The sequence below is a fragment of the Pseudomonas sp. MAG733B genome (assembly GCF_036884845.1).
Lineage (GTDB): Bacteria > Pseudomonadota > Gammaproteobacteria > Pseudomonadales > Pseudomonadaceae > Aquipseudomonas.
Genome location: NZ_CP145732.1, coordinates 5928059 through 5944850, shown reverse-complemented (window position 1 = coordinate 5944850; position 16792 = coordinate 5928059). Strand labels below are relative to the sequence as shown.

The 16792-nt window shown below is 60.4% G+C and carries 17 protein-coding genes; 11 read left to right on the top strand and 6 right to left on the bottom strand.

Annotated features, from left to right (window positions below; genetic code table 11):
• Positions 1-70 precede the first annotated feature (70 nt).
• A complete protein-coding gene (pobA, locus tag V6Z53_RS27215; RefSeq protein ID WP_338586574.1) occupies positions 71-1255 on the bottom strand; it encodes a 4-hydroxybenzoate 3-monooxygenase in 1185 nt (394 codons plus the stop codon).
• Between the two features lie 190 nt (positions 1256-1445).
• Here pobA and V6Z53_RS27210 point away from each other — a divergent pair, with 190 nt between their 5' ends.
• Positions 1446-2342 carry a helix-turn-helix domain-containing protein gene (locus V6Z53_RS27210; RefSeq protein WP_338582713.1) on the top strand — a complete coding sequence of 299 codons (897 nt, stop codon included), beginning with the start codon at positions 1446-1448 and terminating at the stop codon, positions 2340-2342.
• A gap of 8 nt (positions 2343-2350) precedes the next feature.
• Here V6Z53_RS27210 and V6Z53_RS27205 read toward each other — a convergent pair whose 3' ends face one another.
• On the bottom strand, positions 2351-2527 hold the full coding sequence (locus V6Z53_RS27205) for a hypothetical protein (protein WP_162837843.1): 177 nt from the start codon (positions 2525-2527) through the stop codon (positions 2351-2353).
• Between the two features lie 207 nt (positions 2528-2734).
• The gene (locus V6Z53_RS27200) at positions 2735-3640 is read right to left on the bottom strand and encodes a LysR family transcriptional regulator (protein ID WP_338582711.1); all 906 of its coding nucleotides are present in this window, start codon (positions 3638-3640) and stop codon (positions 2735-2737) included.
• 114 nt (positions 3641-3754) lie between these two features.
• On the opposite strand from V6Z53_RS27200, the gene V6Z53_RS27195 reads away from it, so the two are divergent.
• Together V6Z53_RS27195 and V6Z53_RS27190 are read left to right on the top strand one after the other, a co-directional pair.
• Positions 3755-4636, top strand: a complete 882-nt coding sequence (locus V6Z53_RS27195; RefSeq protein ID WP_338582710.1) for an MBL fold metallo-hydrolase — start codon at positions 3755-3757, stop codon at positions 4634-4636.
• Between the two features lie 212 nt (positions 4637-4848).
• Entirely contained in the window at positions 4849-5463 is a 615-nt protein-coding gene (locus V6Z53_RS27190) for an NAD(P)-dependent oxidoreductase (protein WP_338582709.1), read from the top strand.
• A 105-nt stretch (positions 5464-5568) separates the two neighbouring features.
• Here the strand turns inward: V6Z53_RS27190 and V6Z53_RS27185 are convergent, their stop codons facing one another.
• Positions 5569-6450: a LysR substrate-binding domain-containing protein gene (locus V6Z53_RS27185; protein WP_338582708.1), complete on the bottom strand. Its 882-nt coding sequence runs from the start codon at positions 6448-6450 to the stop codon at positions 5569-5571.
• Positions 6451-6611: 161 nt separating this feature from the next.
• Between V6Z53_RS27185 and V6Z53_RS27180 the strand changes: the two genes are divergently transcribed.
• The 6 genes from V6Z53_RS27180 to V6Z53_RS27155 all read left to right on the top strand — a co-directional run bounded on the left by V6Z53_RS27180 (position 6612) and on the right by V6Z53_RS27155 (position 14035).
• Positions 6612-8249, top strand: a complete 1638-nt coding sequence (locus V6Z53_RS27180; protein WP_338582707.1) for a 5-guanidino-2-oxopentanoate decarboxylase — start codon at positions 6612-6614, stop codon at positions 8247-8249.
• Entirely contained in the window at positions 8246-9694 is a 1449-nt protein-coding gene (locus V6Z53_RS27175; protein WP_338582705.1) for an aldehyde dehydrogenase family protein, read from the top strand. Before V6Z53_RS27180 ends, V6Z53_RS27175 begins: the two co-directional genes overlap by 4 nt.
• A 217-nt stretch (positions 9695-9911) precedes the next feature.
• A complete protein-coding gene (locus tag V6Z53_RS27170) occupies positions 9912-11015 on the top strand; it encodes an ABC transporter substrate-binding protein (protein ID WP_338582703.1) in 1104 nt (367 codons plus the stop codon).
• Between the two features lie 195 nt (positions 11016-11210).
• Complete coding sequence (locus V6Z53_RS27165) at positions 11211-12119, top strand: ABC transporter permease (protein WP_338582701.1); 909 nt, start codon at positions 11211-11213, stop codon at positions 12117-12119.
• A complete protein-coding gene (locus V6Z53_RS27160) occupies positions 12116-12964 on the top strand; it encodes an ABC transporter permease (protein WP_338582699.1) in 849 nt (282 codons plus the stop codon). Before V6Z53_RS27165 ends, V6Z53_RS27160 begins: the two co-directional genes overlap by 4 nt.
• Positions 12965-12979: 15 nt before the next feature.
• On the top strand, positions 12980-14035 hold the full coding sequence (locus tag V6Z53_RS27155; protein WP_338582698.1) for an ABC transporter ATP-binding protein: 1056 nt from the start codon (positions 12980-12982) through the stop codon (positions 14033-14035).
• 132 nt (positions 14036-14167) lie between these two features.
• Here V6Z53_RS27155 and V6Z53_RS27150 read toward each other — a convergent pair whose 3' ends face one another.
• Positions 14168-15097 (bottom strand): AraC family transcriptional regulator, encoded by a 930-nt coding sequence (locus V6Z53_RS27150; protein ID WP_338582696.1) that lies wholly within the window; start codon positions 15095-15097, stop codon positions 14168-14170.
• Positions 15098-15434: 337 nt separating this feature from the next.
• On the opposite strand from V6Z53_RS27150, the gene V6Z53_RS27145 reads away from it, so the two are divergent.
• On the top strand, positions 15435-15788 hold the full coding sequence (locus V6Z53_RS27145; protein ID WP_338582694.1) for an antibiotic biosynthesis monooxygenase family protein: 354 nt from the start codon (positions 15435-15437) through the stop codon (positions 15786-15788).
• Positions 15789-15829: 41 nt separating this feature from the next.
• Positions 15830-16060 carry a hypothetical protein gene (locus V6Z53_RS27140; protein ID WP_150702997.1) on the top strand — a complete coding sequence of 77 codons (231 nt, stop codon included), beginning with the start codon at positions 15830-15832 and terminating at the stop codon, positions 16058-16060.
• Here the strand turns inward: V6Z53_RS27140 and V6Z53_RS27135 are convergent, their stop codons facing one another.
• Positions 16061-16693 (bottom strand): flavin reductase family protein, encoded by a 633-nt coding sequence (locus V6Z53_RS27135; RefSeq protein WP_338582692.1) that lies wholly within the window; start codon positions 16691-16693, stop codon positions 16061-16063.
• Positions 16694-16792: the final 99 nt, after the last annotated feature.

Sequence of the window (16792 nt, the reverse complement as noted above, 5' to 3'; positions counted from 1 at the left end):
TGCGGGCAGTGATTGACCCGCACGAGGCAAGGGCGAGCGGGGATGCTCGCCAGTGTAAGTCGGTAGCAGGCTATTCGATAGCCTCATAAGGAAGCCCGACGTAATTTTCTGCAATGGTTTTTCGACCCGCCTCGGAATCGATGAAATATTCCAGCTCCGACTCGGCGATGCGCTGGCTAAAGGCATCGTGATCCTCGAAACGGTGCAGCATCGAGGTCATCCACCAGGAAAACCGTTCGGCTTTCCACACCCGGCGCAGGCAGATTTCCGAGTACTTCTCCAGCAGATCAAGGCGATCTTCGCGGTAAACCTTGAGCAGGATGTTGAACAACGTACTGACGTCACTGGCCGCCAGATTCAGGCCTTTGGCGCCGGTGGGCGGGACGATGTGTGCGGCGTCGCCGACCAGGAACATCCGACCGTACTGCATCGGTTCGACCACGAAGCTACGCAGCGGCGCGATGCTTTTTTCGATGGACGGTCCGGTCACCAGATTGTCCGCCAACTTCTGCGGCAGACGGGTTTTGAGTTCATCCCAGAAGCGTTGATCGGACCAGTCTTCGACTTTTTCATCCGCCGGAACTTGCAGGTAGTAACGGGTGCGGGTCGCCGAGCGCATGCTGCACAGGGCGAAACCGCGTTCGTGGCGGGCGTAGACCAGCTCTTCGTGCACCGGTGGCGTGTCGGCAAGAATCCCCAGCCAGCCAAACGGATAGACCCGTTCAAACACCTTCAGGTTCTCGGCGGGAATCGATTGCCGCGCCACACCATGGAAACCATCGCAGCCGGCGATGTAGTCACAATCGAGGCGATAGTGTTCGCCGTCCTTTTCGAACGTCACGAATGCTTCGTCGGTTTTCATGCCATGGGGAACGACGTTGCTCGCCTCGTAGAGGGTCTGCGCACCGGCGATCTGACGAGCGGCCATCAGGTCACGGGTTACCTCGGTCTGGCCGTAGATCATCACGGTTTTGCCCCCGGTGAGGGCTTGCAGGTCGATGTGCACCTGGCGCCCGTCGAGGGCCAGTTCGAAGCCGCCATGAACCAGTCCTTCGGTGTCCATGCGCTGACTCACACCGGCCTGGCGCAACAGCTCTACCATGCCTTGTTCAAGCACACCGGCGCGGATGCGCCCGAGGACATAATCCGGCGTCTGGCGTTCGAGAATCAGAGTGTCGATGCCGGCGTTGTGCAGCAATTGTCCGAGCAGCAGACCGGAAGGACCGGCACCGATGATGGCAACTTGGGTTTTCAGCGTTTTCATTGTTTTTATGACTCGCAAGCTCCACGCGACCAGGGTCTGTGGATAATTTTTATGGATCGAGTGCTTGCATTTTTCCCTTGCGGGTCTGTCAATTGAAGGTGAAAACTGAGCCGATACCTGTACATTCTGCCAATCGGTGCGATTATCGCCCGTCATCTATTCCGAGGCCTGGATTGAAGTGATGAACAAGCCTGACCTGCCTTCGATTCCAGTGTTCAAGCTCTACGGTGAAAGCCTGGATTGGCCAACCCCGGACTTGCTGCACTGTGAAACCATCTCCAAACGCAGCCGCGAACATCAATGGGAAATCAAACCTCACCGCCACGCCGATTTATGTCAGTTGCTCTTCGTATTCAAAGGTCAGGCAGAGCTTGAAATCGAAGGCCAGCGTACGCAATTGACTGAACCGGCGATCCAGATCCTGCCACCGCTGTCAGTGCACGGTTTCCGTTTTTCCGAGGATGTCGAAGGATTCGTGGTCACCCTGGCTGCGCCGCTGATCGCTCATCTTCAAGCGCAACTGGGACATTCGGTGAATGCGCTGGCCCAAGCCGAGAGCTATCCGGCCGGCACTGACGCCGAGTACCTGAACAGCTTGTTCAGTGCGTTGCAGAACGAATACACCAGCCATCAACCGGCGCGGGAAATGCTCATGCATTCGCTGGTCAGCGTGATCATGGTGTGGGTCAGCCGTCAGGTTATCCAGCGACGTTCAGCCACGCAACGACCGCAACGTGCCCGGGAATACCTCAACGGGTTCATTCAGTTGGTGGAAGAGACCTATCGGCAACACGTCAAGGTCGAAGACCTGGCCCATCGGCTGGGGATTTCCGTGTCCCACCTCAATGGCACTTGCCGTGAACTGGCGGGGCAACCGGCGTTGCAGATCATGCACGAGCGTCAATTGCTGGAGGCCAAGCGCTTGCTGACCTACACCAGCATGACCATTTATGAAATGTCCGACGTATTGGGCTTCTCGGATCCGACCAACTTCACGCGCCTGTTCCGGCGCCGGGTGGGAATCTCGCCAAAGGCGTTCCGCGACCGTTTGAAGGCCGATCAGGACAACGAGGCCTGACCCCTTCGCTAACGGAGGGCGTTGAGGGTCGCGTTGTGGGGAATGCAACGCTCGAAATTGCAGCTGGCGTACTCACGGGGCAGGTTGCGCAACTGCTCCACGCGCCAGGCTGCCGCGCCATACAACCCGAGCGTAACCGCGCAGGTGATGAAAATCGCGAGGTACCTTCTTGTTTTGATGTTCATGGCGTTGACCTCTGAACGAATACCCTTCGGTATTACTTTGAGCATAGGTCAGTGCCACTGAGTTGCCAGCCATAGCGCGCCATTCAGACTGCTGATGACGGCCCTTGTGGGAGCGGGCTTGCTCGCGAAAGCGGTAGATCAGTCAACTTATTGGCTGAATGACACACCGCCTTCGCGAGCAAGCCCGCTCTCACAGGTTTAATCGGGTTACAGGCCGATATCCCACGCCGGTTCCTCCGGAAACCTCACCACCAGAAAATCCAGCAAACTGCGTAGCGCCGCCGGCATGTGCTTGCGTGAGGCATACACCGCGTACACGTTCATCTGCCGAGGCTCAGCCGACGGAAGCAGGCGAACCAGTTCACCGCTGTGGATATGCACGCCGGCCTGATAAGTGGGCAGCATCGCCACCCCGGCGCCAGCCATCGCTGCGCGTAACAGGGTAGTGGTCTCGTTGGCGCTGATGTTGCCCTGCACCGGCACCGAGACCTGTTCGCCGTCCTGCTCGAAATGCCACAGGCTTTTGCCGAAGTAGGAGTGGGTCAGGCAATTGTGTTCGCTCAGATCCTCGACCCGTTGCGGTGTCGAATGCTCGCGGAGGTAGGCAGGGGAGGCGCAAATCACTGAGCGACATACCGTCAACCGACGGGCGATCAGGTTCGGGTCCAGGTCATTGCTGGTGCGAATCGCCAGGTCGATGCGCTCATCCACCAGGTTCACTGTGCGGTCGAGCATCTGCATGTCGATGCTGACGCCCGGATAGCGTTTGACGTAGGCGGCCATGGCATCGGCCAGTTGCGCCTGGCCGAACGAAGTGCTGACGCTGATCCGCAGCAGCCCGCGCGGGGCATCCTCCGGGACGCTGACGGCGGCTTGCATGTCGGTGGACAAATCGAGCATCTGTCGACAGCGCGGCAGCACTTCGCTGCCGGCGGCGGTCAGGCTCAATTTGCGGGTGGTGCGATGCATCAGGCGTGCGCCGACCCAGTCTTCCAGCTCCGCCAGATACCGAGAAACCACTGGCCGCGACAGCTCCAGATGATCGGCGGCGGCCGACTGGCTGCCGAGGTCGACCACCGTGACGAACACGCGCATTGCTTGTAGACGATCCATGATTTGCCCGATTTCAGAAACAAACTATGTTCAAGCATCGCATTTTTTGTACTGAGTCAGGCAACTAAGCTCTGGTCCATCGCCATGCATGGCACTTGAACCACGGAGCAACAGATGATCGGATTCACCTCGCTTAAACGCGTTTTCCTCGCCACCACACTCGGTTTTGCCGCCCACGCGAGCGCATCGACGCTGACGCTGGATGTCTACAACCCTGGAGAGAAAGCAATTTTCCCGGTGACCTCGGTACTGGTCAGCGGCGAGAAAGAGGCGATCCTGGTGGACGCGCAATTCGGCAAATCCCAGGCCGAACAGGTGGTGGAAAAAATCCGCGCCAGCGGTAAGCAATTGACCACCATCTACATCAGCCACGGTGACCCGGATTACTACTTCGGCCTCGATACCCTGACCGCCGCATTCCCCAAGGCCAAGGTGCTCGCTTCGCAGCCGACGGTTGATCACATCAAGCAAACCGTCAACGGCAAACTGGCGTTCTGGGGCCCGAAAATGGGCGCCGACGTACCGGCCAAAACCATCGTGCCGGACGTGCTCAAGGGTGACAGCCTGATCCTCGAAGGGCAGAAGTTGCAGGTGGTCGGCCTGGAGGGCAAACAATCGGATCGCAGCTTCGTATGGATTCCGTCAATCAAGGCCGTGGTCGGTGGCGTGGTCGTGGCGGAAAACATCCATGTGTGGATGGCCGACACGCAAACGGCGCAGTCCCATGCCGATTGGTTGGCTACGCTGCATTCGATCGAAAGCCTGAAACCGACAACCGTCGTACCGGGTCATTACCTCGGCGAGAGCGCCCGTTCGCTGGCCGCTGTGCAGTTCACCGCCGATTACATCCAGGCCTTCGACGAAGAAACCGCCAAGGCCAAAGACTCTGCTGCGCTGATCGCTGCGATGAAAAAACGCTTCCCGACGCTGGGCGAAGAAAGCTCCCTGGAGCTGAGTGCCAAAGTCGCCAAGGGCGAGATGAAGTGGGGTGAATGAGGTTATGTGGACCACTGCAGTTTCTGTGGCGAGGGAGCTTGCTCCCGCTGGAGTGCGAAGCGCTCCCGTAGGCTGATGCGGTCCGTCGGATAGACAGCGGTGAGTGATTTTGGGGCGGCTGCGCCACCCAGCGGGAGCAAGCTCCCTCGCCCCAAAAGCTCACCTGGCAACAAGGATTTGTACCAATACTCTCAAGCCAACTGGAGAAGTTAATGAGCAAAATCGCAATCATCGGTGCCACCGGCCGGGCCGGTAGCCAACTGCTGGAAGAAGCCTTGCGTCGCGGTCACAGCGTTACCGCCATCGCTCGCGACACGTCGAAGATCGGTCAGCGCGCAGGAGTGGTGACCCGTAATGTCGACGCGCTCGATGCCAGCGCATTGCAGGACGCTATCGCCGGTCATGACGTGGTGCTCAGCGCGGCGCATTTCGCCACTTTGCCCGCCAGCGCCGTGGTCGGGCCGGTGAAAAAGGCAGGGGTCAAACGCCTGCTGGTGGTGGGCGGTGCCGGTTCGCTGCTGTTGCCTGATGGCACTCGGGTGATCGATAGCGCAGGTTTCCCGGAGGCTTACAAAGCGGAGGCCAGCGCCGGTGCCGAGTTTCTAGGCAAGCTGCGAGAAGAAAAGGATCTGGACTGGACCTTCCTGTCGCCATCGGCCGAATTTGTCGAAGGCGAGCGCACCGGAAAGTTTCGCATCGGTCAGGAAGATTTGCTGGTGAGCAGCGAAGGGCGCAGCTGGATCACATTTGTGGATTATGCGATTGCGATGCTCGACGAAGTGGAAACACCGAAGCATTCGCGGGAGCGGTTTACTGTCGGGTATTAATGGCGTGGCTTAAAGCATTCGCGAGTAAGCCCGCTCCCACTATCGATCGTATTCCTTCTGACGGAACCCGATCTACTGTGGGAGCGGGCTTGCTCGCGAAGCTTCTCAGCGACTCTGCGCCTGCTCCACCAACCACCCCATCAACTCGCGCAACTTCGGCGAAGGCCCGGGCTTTTCCGGGAACACGAGGTAATACGCCAGTCCCGTAGTCACCTTCAATTCGAATGGCATGACCAGCCGCCCGGCATCCAGGTCATCGCCGATCAGCGACCAATCGCCAATCGCCACACCCGTTCCCTGGGACGCCATCGACATCGCCAGATCCAGCGTTTCGAAATGCTGGCCCTTGCCGACATTGGTCAGATGCACATCCGCCGCTTTCAGCCAGGCCTTCCAGTCGCGCTCATCGCGCGTCGGGTGCAGCAGCAGGTGTTGTTGCAGGTCGGCCGGTGTCTGCAAAGCGATTGGCCCGTCGAGCATCGGCCGGGAACACACCGGCGTCAGTTTCTCATCGAAGAGTTTTTGCGACTCCAGCGAAGTGTCCGGCGGCGTGCCGTACATCACCGCTGCATCAAACTGTTCACGATGAAAATCCACGCCGTGCTTGACCGTGGTGGTCAGTTCCACCGGCACGTCCGGGCGTTCCTTTTGCCATTGCAAAAGACGCGGCAGCAACCAGCGCATGACGCATGTGGGCGCCTTGAGTTGCAGGGTTTCGCGCTTCTCGCCGATCTGCTCAACGGCCTCGTCGATCAATCCGAAAATCTGCTGCACCCGTGGCAGCCATTCCCGTCCCTCGGCCGTCAGATCAAGGCCGCGGGCCTGACGAATGAACAGTTCGTAACCGAGGAAATCTTCCAGCCCGGCGATCTGTCGGCTCACCGCACCTTGGGTGATGTGAAGTTGCTCGGCGGCCCGGGTGAAATTGCAGCACTGCGCGGTAATCAGAAAGGTGTGCAGCGCCGGCAGGGGAGGCAGTCGTTTCATTGGGATCCAAGGTATGACGTGAGGACATGGCTAGTATGACTTTTTATCCATTGTTGCGGCTACGTGTCGCCCGTTCCAATGAGGCCATCCCTGGACCTGCGAATCCATCATAAACACAGCGCAGGCCCGGCGTCTCAAATCGAACAAGAAGGGCAATTCACATGGCGACGTGCGGCGAAGTATTGGTCAAGTTACTCGAAGACTACGGTGTCGAGCAGGTGTTCGGCATTCCCGGGGTTCACACCGTGGAGCTGTATCGCGGGCTGGCCCGTTCGAGCATCAACCATGTGACGCCGCGTCACGAACAAGGCGCCGGTTTCATGGCCGACGGCTACGCCCGCACCAGCGGCAAACCGGGTGTGTGCTTCATCATCACCGGCCCTGGCATGACCAACATCACCACCGCGATGGGCCAGGCGTACGCCGATTCGATCCCGATGCTGGTGATCTCCAGTGTGCAATCGCGCAACCAGTTGGGTGGCGGTCGCGGCAAGTTGCATGAGCTGCCGAACCAGGGCGCACTGTGTGCCGGTGTCGCGGCGTTCTCCCACACGCTGATGTCGGCGTCCGAGTTGCCGGGCGTGCTGGCCCGCGCTTTCTCGCTGTTCCAGGCCGGTCGTCCGCGCCCGGTGCACATCGAAATTCCACTGGATGTGTTGGTTGAAGACGCCGATGACCTGCTCAGCAGCCTGCCGGTGAACATTGACCGCGCCGGTGCTTCGCCGTCGGCTGTTTCGCGCATGACCGAATTGCTGGCCGGCGCCAAGCGTCCGCTGATTCTTGCCGGTGGCGGCGCCATCGATGCCGCCGCCGAGCTGACTGAGCTGGCCGAATTGCTCGACGCTCCGGTGGCGCTGACCATCAATGCCAAGGGCATGCTTGAATCCGCTCACCCGCTGCTGATCGGTTCGACCCAGAGCCTGGTCGCCACCCGTGCGCTGGTCGCCGAAGCCGACGTGGTTCTGGCCATCGGCACCGAGCTGGCCGAGACCGACTACGACGTGACCTTCGCCGGTGGTTTCGAGATTCCCGGCAAGCTGCTGCGCATCGATATCGACCCAGACCAGACCGTGCGCAATTACCCGCCGCACGTGGCATTGGTCTCCGACTCGCGCAACGCCGCTCAGGCACTGCTCAGCGCGTTGTCGCACAAGTCGCTGGCCGAGCGCCGCAACGATTGGGGCCAGGTGCGCGCCGCGCGTCTGCGTGAAGAACTGGCCGCGAGCTGGGATGCACCGACCCTGGCCCAGACCCGTTTCCTTGAAACCGTTTTGCATGAATTGCCGAACGCCGTGTTCGTCGGCGATTCGACCCAACCGGTGTACACCGGCAATCTGACGTTCAACCCGGAGCGCCCGCGTCGCTGGTTCAACTCGTCCACCGGTTACGGCACCCTCGGTTACGCCTTGCCGGCGGCGATTGGCGCCTGGCTCGGCGGCAGCACCGAGAGCGGCGCGCGTCCGCCAGTGGTCTGCCTGATCGGCGACGGCGGCCTGCAATTCACCCTGCCGGAACTGGCCAGCGCCGTAGAAGCACGCACCCCGGTGATCGTGCTGCTGTGGAATAACCAGGGCTACGAAGAGATCAAGAAATACATGGTCAACCGCGCCATCGAGCCGGTTGGCGTCGACATCTACACCCCGGATTTCATCGGTGTAGCCAAGGCACTGGGTTGCGCTGCCGAGGCAGTCAGTGGCGTCGAGCAACTGCGCGGTGCGTTGCGTGCAGCCACTGATCGCCAAGGCCCGACCCTGATTGAAATCGATCAGACCGAGTGGATGAAGGCGGTGTCGAAATGACCTTTCCGACTACCCTGGATGGCCTGTTCATCGACGGCCAATGGTCGGCCGGCAACGAGCACCTGCGCGTAATCAACCCGGCGACCGAAGCGCTGCTGACCACCGTCGTGGGCGGTGATGAACAAGCAGTCGATCAAGCCGTCAGCGCTGCGACCCGAGCCTTCGCCGACTGGTCGAAAACCACCGGCGCCGAGCGCGGCGCGATCCTGCGCAAAATCGCCGCTGGCGTGCAGGCCGGTCGTGAGCAGCTGATGCATTTGCAGTCGAGCAACAACGGCAAGCCACAGTTCGAAGCGGCCATCGACGTCGATGACGTGATCGCCACGTTCGAGTATTACGCCGGTCTGGCTGAAGGGCTCGACGCCAAGCAAGACAGCACGGTGGAGCTGCCGACCGACGATTTCAGCGCTCGCTTGCGCCGTGAGCCGTGCGGTGTGGTCGGCCTGATCGTGCCGTGGAATTTTCCGATGGTCACCACCGCGTGGAAACTCGCGCCGGCGCTGGCCGCCGGTTGCTGCGTGGTGCTCAAGCCTTCTGAAGTGACACCGCTGCCGGAGCTGGAACTGGCGGCGATCGTCGCCGAAGCAGGCTTGCCGGCCGGCGTGTTCAACGTGGTGTGCGGCACCGGCCTGGCCGTTGGCGCGCCACTGTCGGCTGACCCGCGTATCGCCAAGATTTCCTTCACCGGCAGCAACGCGGTGGGCGTGCAGGTCATGCAGCGCGCAGCCGAAACCGTCAAAGGCGTGAGCCTGGAACTGGGCGGTAAATCTTCGCTGCTGGTGCTGGCCGATGCCGATCTCGAATTGGCGGTGGAAGTGGCCTGTGGCGGCGGTTTCTTCAACGCCGGGCAGATGTGTTCCGCCACCAGCCGCGTGCTGGTCGCCGATGAACTGGCCGATGAATTCCTGACCCGTTTGAAGGCCCGTGCCGAAGCGATTCGAGTAGCCGATCCGTTCGACCCGAACGTGGAAATGGGCGCACTGGTCAATCAGGCGCAATACCAACGCGTGCTCGGCCACATCGATCGTGGTTTGAGCGCTGGCGCCAAGTTGATTTGCGGCGGCAATCGTCCGGCGGATCTGCCGCGCGGATATTTTTTGCAGCCGACGATTTTCACCGAAGTGCCCCTCGACAGTGCGCTGTGGTGTGAAGAGATTTTCGGCCCGGTGATCTGCGTGCGCAGTTTCGCCTCCGAAGCCGAGGCGATTGCCCTGGCCAACGACAGCCAGTTCGGTCTGGTGGCCAGTGTGGTCACGCGCAATGCCGAAGCCGCCGACCGTGTCGCCAACGCTTTGCAGGCGGGGCTTGTGTGGATCAACGCGCCGCAGGTGATCTTCCCGCAGACCGCCTGGGGTGGCTACAAGCAGAGCAGCATCGGCCGCGAATTGGGGCCGTGGGGCTTGCAGGCTTTCCAGGAAATCAAACACGTGATTCGGGCTGTCTGACGGCACGAAAAAGGTGAGCGCATGCCTCTCGATGAGGCATGCGTCGGCGTCATGGCTTCGATGAGTTTTTATCGATAGTCAGGTGTTTTACACGACCTCAGGATGAACTCACTGGTTCAGCCAAGCCCCCGAAAATACGAGGACTAACGCTGATCCGGCCGCGCGGATGCAACAGTTTCGACCTGCCTTATACCTACAAAAACAAAGGGAGTCCGTAATGGGCGAGCATGATCTGAACAGACGTCAATTCATCAAGACCGTGGGCGTAGCCTCGGTTGCAGCGGCCGCCATGAGCTTGCCGTTCGTCAAGGCCAATGCCAGCGATACACGCTTCACTGGCAAGACCCTGCGTCTGCTGACCTGGTCCGATGACACCGGCCTGGCAGCCCTGCGCAACATCGCCGCGACATTCGAAGACAAGTACGGCTGCAAGGTCATCGCCGACCGCACCGGCAGTACCTCGGAAATGGTCGCCAAACTCAAGGCCGGCGGTGATCGTCCGCAGTACGACATCATCACCCTGGCCGGCGTCGGCGCCGAAGGTCTGGCCGCCGCCGACCTGCTTGAAAAACCCGACCTCAACCGTATCCCGAACCTGGTCGATGTCCCGGAGAAATACCGCACCGGCGCCAATGGCCACGGCATCGGTTACCTGCTCTGGTGCAACAGCCTGGTCTACAGCACCCGCACGATCAAAGAAGCGCCGGACAGCTACGCCGCCCTGTGGGACGCCGAGCTGTCGCCGAACATCTTCCTGCCGCCGCCGAACTGGACCGAGGCCATGGACCTGATCATCATCGCCGCCAAACTGGCCGGTGGTGACGAGCACAACATCGAGCCTGGCTTCAAGAAACTCGCTGAGCTGAAAGACCGCGTGGTGACTCTGGGCGAAAACCCGAACCAGATCGCCGAGCTGTTCCGCACCGGCTCCCTGGACATGGGCGGCCTGTACGCCCCGGCGTTCTTCCCGAAACAGATCCGCGATCCGGCCTACGGCCTGGGTGCCACTTTCGGCATGAAGGAAGGTTTCTACACCGACCTGATGCTCTCGGTAATGCCGAAGAACCGTCCGGGCGACACCGACATGGCCTACGCCTTCATCAACCATTCTCTGGACCCGCTGGTGCAGGGCAAGATGGCCGAAGACATCTACAACGGTCCGGTCAACGCCAAGGCGATCATCTCCGCCGAAGCACGCAAGAGCCCGTACATCCTCACGCCGGAGCAGATTGCCGAGAAGGCGATCATGCACGACAACGCCTTCCTGGCCTCCGTGCATGACCAATGGATTCGTCGTTACACGGAAATCTTTTCTTCCTGATTGAGTGACGTACACAAGCCCGTAAAGCACCACAAATCAAATGTGGGAGCGGGCTTGCTCGCGAATGCGGTGTGACATTCAATCTTGATGTCGGCTGACACGGCCTCTTCGCGAGCAAGCCCGCTCCCACATTAGAACCCGGTGTTATCAGGTCTTGTGTCTGTCAACTGCTTTCCATTGACGAGACCCTTTGCTATGGAACACCAACCTTTGACCCATCCGGTCAGCGCCGCTGAGTCGCGCCCGCGCTTCGGCGTTTCGCCGACCGCGCGTGCCTGGTTTTTCCTCTCGCCGTCGATGCTGTTTCTCGGCGTGCTGATCGCCGCCAGCCTGTTGGTCCTGCGCATGAGCGTGGGCACCAAGGGCGCGGAATGGTCCGGGTTCAGCCTGGCCAGTTACGCCCAGTTGCTGGAACCCTACTACCTCAAATCGCTGATGCTGACTTTGCGCCTGGCGCTGATCAGCGCGGTGATCGCCGTGATTCTGGCGATCCCGGTGGCCTACACCATGTCGCGCCTGACCTCGCCCTTCGTGCGACGGATTTTCCTCGCGGCGGTGCTGCTGCCATTGCTGGTCAACCTGCTGCTGCAAAGCTACGGCTGGCTGGTGATTCTCGGCCCCGGCGGCATGCTCAACCAGACACTGATGGGCCTGGGCCTGATCAAGCGCCCGATCATGCTGCTGTACAACCAGAACGGTGTGTTGATGGGCCTGGTGCAAACCGCTTTCCCGCTGGCCGTGCTGCCGATTGCCAGCGCCATGCGCGGCGTCGCCCGCAGCTACGAAGAAGCCGCCGCGACCCTCGGCGCCAGTCGCTTCCAGGTGTTCCGCCAAGTGGTGTTGCCGATGAGTCTGCCGGGAATCATTACCGGTGCGACGCTGGTATTCGCTTACAACGCCAGCAGTTTCGTGGTGCCGTTGCTGCTCGGTGGTCGCCGCGTGCCGATGCTCGCGGTGATGGTGCATGACCAGATCGCGCCGCTGATGAACTGGCCTGCCGCGTCCGCCGCCGGTGTGGTGCTGATCGTCACCACCCTCGCGATCATGACTTTGTCCGAATACATCACCGGCCGTCGTCGGCGCATGCTGGAGGCTTCGCAATGAGTACCCTGACCAAGAAGCGCCAGTCGCTGTTGCCGGGTGACACCGGCAAGTTCGCCGGCATCCTCTCCGGCTTCATCCTGCTGTTGGCGGTGCTGCCGATCCTGACCATGATCGTCATGTCCTTCAGCGGCGCATCGAACCTCGACTTCCCGCCGAGCAGCTACAGCCTGCAATGGTACAAGGCTGCCTGGAACACCTTCGTCTCGCCGGATTCCAGCGACGTGCTGAGCCTCGGCCAAGCGATGACCACCAGCCTGATGGTGTCGTGCCTGACCATGGTTTTCGCCACGATCATCGCGGTGCCGGCCGCCTACGCGCTGACCCGTTGCGAGTTCCGCGGCAAGGCCGTGGCGATGCAACTGATGTCATTGCCGCTGGTGTTCCCGATGGTGGTGTTGGGCCTGGCATTGTTGCTGGTGTTCGACAGCTTGCCGTTCCACATGACCACGTCGCGGCTGGTGATTGCCCACGTAATTCTGGCTCTGCCATTCGTGGTGAAAAACTGCACGGCGGCGATGCTCTCCATCGGCACGGAAGTCGAGGAGGCCGCGCAAATGCTCGGCGCTTCACCGATGCGGGCGATTGTCGATGTGGTGGTGCCGTTAATGAAGTCGGGGATCCTGGCGGGCATGCTGCTGGCGTTCATCGTCTCGTTCAACGAATTCACCGTGACCTACTTCCTCTACACCATCGATGTCATGACCGTGCCGATCTGGATGTACAGCCGCACCGTGTCTTCGCTCGACCCAACCGTATTTTCGTTTGCCGTGCTGATCGTGCTGATCGACTTCGTCCTGATCTGGGCGCTGGAGAAGCTGGTCGGTGAAGGTGGCGTTTCGTTCTGATTCTTGAGGTGATTTATGTCTGGTCTGATTCTGGAAAACGTCGAGAAACATTACGGCTCGGCCTGCGCGGTAAAGGATGTGAACCTGCATTTGCCGGAAGGCAAACTGGTGTGTTTCCTCGGCCCGTCGGGCTGCGGCAAAACCACGTTGCTGCGGATGATTGCCGGGCTGGAAACCCTGACCGGCGGCGAGATTCGCCTGGACGGCGAAGACATCGGCCACACCCCGGCACACCTGCGTAACTTCGGCATGGTGTTCCAGTCCCTGGCGCTGTTTCCGCACATGACCGTGGGCGAAAACATTGCCTATCCGCTGAAGTTGCGCGGGGTCAGCAAGGCCGATCAGCAGGCGCGGGTGGTGGAGTTGCTGGAACTGATCCAGCTGCAACCGATGATCAACCGTCCTGTGGCCAAACTTTCCGGCGGCCAGCGTCAGCGCGTGGCGATTGCCCGGGCGATTGCCAATCACCCGAAAATTTTGCTGCTCGACGAACCGCTGTCGGCGCTGGACGCCAAGCTGCGCGAGTCGATGCAAGTGGAAATCCGCCAGCTGCAACAACGCTTGAACATCACCACCATCATGGTGACTCACGACCAGCGTGAGGCCATGACCATGGCCGATATCGTGGTCGTGCTGGGTGAGCACAAGGTACAGCAGGTGGGCACGCCGATTGAAATCTACCGCCATCCGGCCAACGAATTCGTCGCCGACTTCATCGGCTCCGGCAACATCTTCCCGGCCACGGCGCTGGGCGACGGCAAGGTCAGCCTGCCGGGCGGCGATGCGCTGCAAGTACCGATCTGCAGCAGCATTGTCGTCGGTGAAAAAGTGAAGATGCTGATTCGCCCGGAAGACCTGCAACTGTCTGCACCGCAGGCGACGGCGGGCAATCGCTTGCTGGGCAAGGTGACGTTTGTGCGGGATATCGGTGCGACGATTGAAACGACGGTTGAGTGTTCCGGGGTGTCGTTTACCGCGTTGAGCACGCCGTGCCAAGGTTTTGGTTTGAGTGTTGGGCATCCGGTGTCGGTGACATTGCCGGCCGAGGCTTGCCGAGTTTTGGGAGCTTGATCCGGATTTGATGTTGGCTTTTCTGGCCTCATCGCTGGCAGGCCAGCTCCCACAGGTTCTGTGAACGCTACAGATCACTGTGGGAGCTGGCCTGCCAGCGATAGCGTCATCCGCAACGCCACAACCTCCTGATCAAACTGACAACCGCAACCGCGCCAAATCCCTCAACGGCGGCGCCCCGAACAACCGGCTGTACTCACGGCTGAACTGCGACGGGCTTTCATAACCGACCCGATAACCCGCCGCCGATGCCTCCAACCCCTCCGCCAGCATCAACCGCCGCGCTTCCTGCAACCGCAACTGCTTCTGATACTGCAACGGACTCATCGCCGTCATAGCCTTGAAGCGGTGATGCAGCGTCGACACGCTCAAATTCACTTCCTTGGCCAGATCATCAATGCGCAGCGGTTGTTCGTAGTTGCCGTTGAGCCACTTGATCGCCTGACTGATGCGATGGCTCTGACTGTTGGCGATAGCGATTTCATACAGCCGATGGCCCTGCTTGCTGCGCAACAGCCGATAGAGAATTTCCCGACGGATCAGCGGCGCGAGCATGGCGATGTCTTTCGGCGTGTCGAGCAAACGTGCCAGGCGCAGTACGGCGTCGAGCATTGCGGTATCCAGCCGTTCGACATACAGCCCGCGCCCCGTCGGCCGGGTGGGCACGCCGATTGGGCCGGCGTCGGCGATCAACGCGGAAATTTCCGCCGGGTCGATGTCCAGGCGCACGGCGAGGATCGGTTCTTCTGCCGAGACATCCACCACTCGACCACTCAGGGGCATCGAAACCGAGACCACCAGGTAATTCAGCGGATCGTAATTGAAGAATTCGTCAGCCAGCCGAACTTCCTTGCGGCCCTGCGCCATGATGCACAACGCCGGTTGCGCGAGGACCGGGGCGAACTCGTGGTTTTGGCTATGACGTGACATGAACAGCGAGCCGACAGCAGTGGCATAACTGCCATCTTCGGCGGTATTGCGACGGATGATCGCCGCCAGTTCCACGCGCTGCTTCTCCATCTCGGTGTCCAGCGGGGCTTGAAAGTGATCGAGCGACGACATGCAAGGCATCCTCGGCAGGGCAGGAGTGATGGGGCAGAGCATATGTTTGTGCAAGCCGTAGCGGTAGACACATCCTGTCGAATGCTTGCCTGATTCTGCACGGGGTTGTGTTTTCACCCCTGCACGTCAGGACGCAGAGGGCAAAACTTGCTTGAAACTCGTATGGCAGAACCGTGACAGGGTTTTACACATTGTTACAGGTAGTCGGCGCACGCTCGCAGGATTGTGCAACGCACCGGCAGGAATCGACTAACGACCCAAGCGCATCGGCCCTTAACCTTTGATCCTGTCGCAGCCCGTCCCCCGGCTGCAACGCGACTCCCCGGGAGGGTTGAACATGTCTAAGCAGATCCCCGTCAGTCATATGGCTTTCGTTCGAGCACGCGCCGGGCGTTCTCAAGAACTGGGTTTGCGCCTGAGTGCGCTGATCGAGCCATCCCGCGCAGCGCCAGGCTGCCTGAGCTTTGCCTTGCAGCACTCGCAATGCGATCCGGAACTGTGGCTGGTGTCCGGCTTCTGGACTCATCAACAGGCCATGACCGCGTACTTCAGCACCCCGGCCATGGAGATTTTTGCCGAGCTGGTGCAGGAACTGGTGGTCAACAGCCTGGATTTCCACACCTTCAAGGATGTGTCGGCGGCGCAAGCTCTGCGCCAGTCCGGAGCAGCGGTACACAAACTGGCCGGTTGAGGGTTTAATGGCAGCATTCTCAACTAGCCAGGATGCGCGACATGGCACGCAAAGCCTTTGAAACCTTCGAAGCCGTATCGGCTGTGATCCCCCGCGAAGGCGGGTATTACGCGGCAATCGCCACCAAAGCCATCGGCGGCGCGGGTGCGCCTCGCTTCAACAAACTGCTGGAAGAACAGACCTTCAAGACCGCCAGAGAAGCGGACGAAGCTGCCGCCCTGCAACTGACGCATCTCAAGGGCGTCGACGAAGAAGGCGGGCTGGTCTGGTAATCACTTCTTTGCCGCTCCCGGGCGGTGCATCTTGAACAATGCCTCAGGCCCCAGCTGGAAATAATCCGCCGGCCCGCCGCCGCGCAGAATCGGTTCTGCCGCGGCGGTGTCGTACACCCCATCCTTCAACAGCCACTTGGCGATATGCACGGCGACCACTTCGCCGAGTATCAGCCAGCTCGGCACCACATTCCCGTCGGCTCTCTGCAACTGAATGATCTGGGTGACCTTGCATTCGAAGGACACCGGGCTTTCGGCGACTCGCGGCACCTGAATGACTTTCGATGCCACGGTGGTCAGCCCGGACAGTTCGAATTCATCGACCTCCGGTCCGACCATGGCGCAACTCTGGTTCATCTGCTCGGCCAGTGGCCGGGTCGCCAGGTTCCAGGCGAATTCCCCGGTCTGTTCGATGTTGTTCAGGCTGTCTTTGCGCCCGATGCTGGAAAAACCAATGATCGGCGGAATGTAGTTGAACGCGGTGAAAAAGCTGTAAGGCGCCAGGTTCAAGCGGCCCTCGGCATCCTGTGAAGAAATCCAGCCGATGGGACGCGGGCCGACGATCGCGTTGAACGGATCGTGAGGCAGGCCGTGGCCGTTGGCGGGTTCGTAATAGTGGATGTCGTCGGGCATGGGCCGTGATCCTTGAGGCTGCTTTCGAATAGGCAGCAATAGTGCAAGGGCCTGCCGGTGATTTCCAGTTGAACAAGTAACCCGGCCGCAGATTTGTGT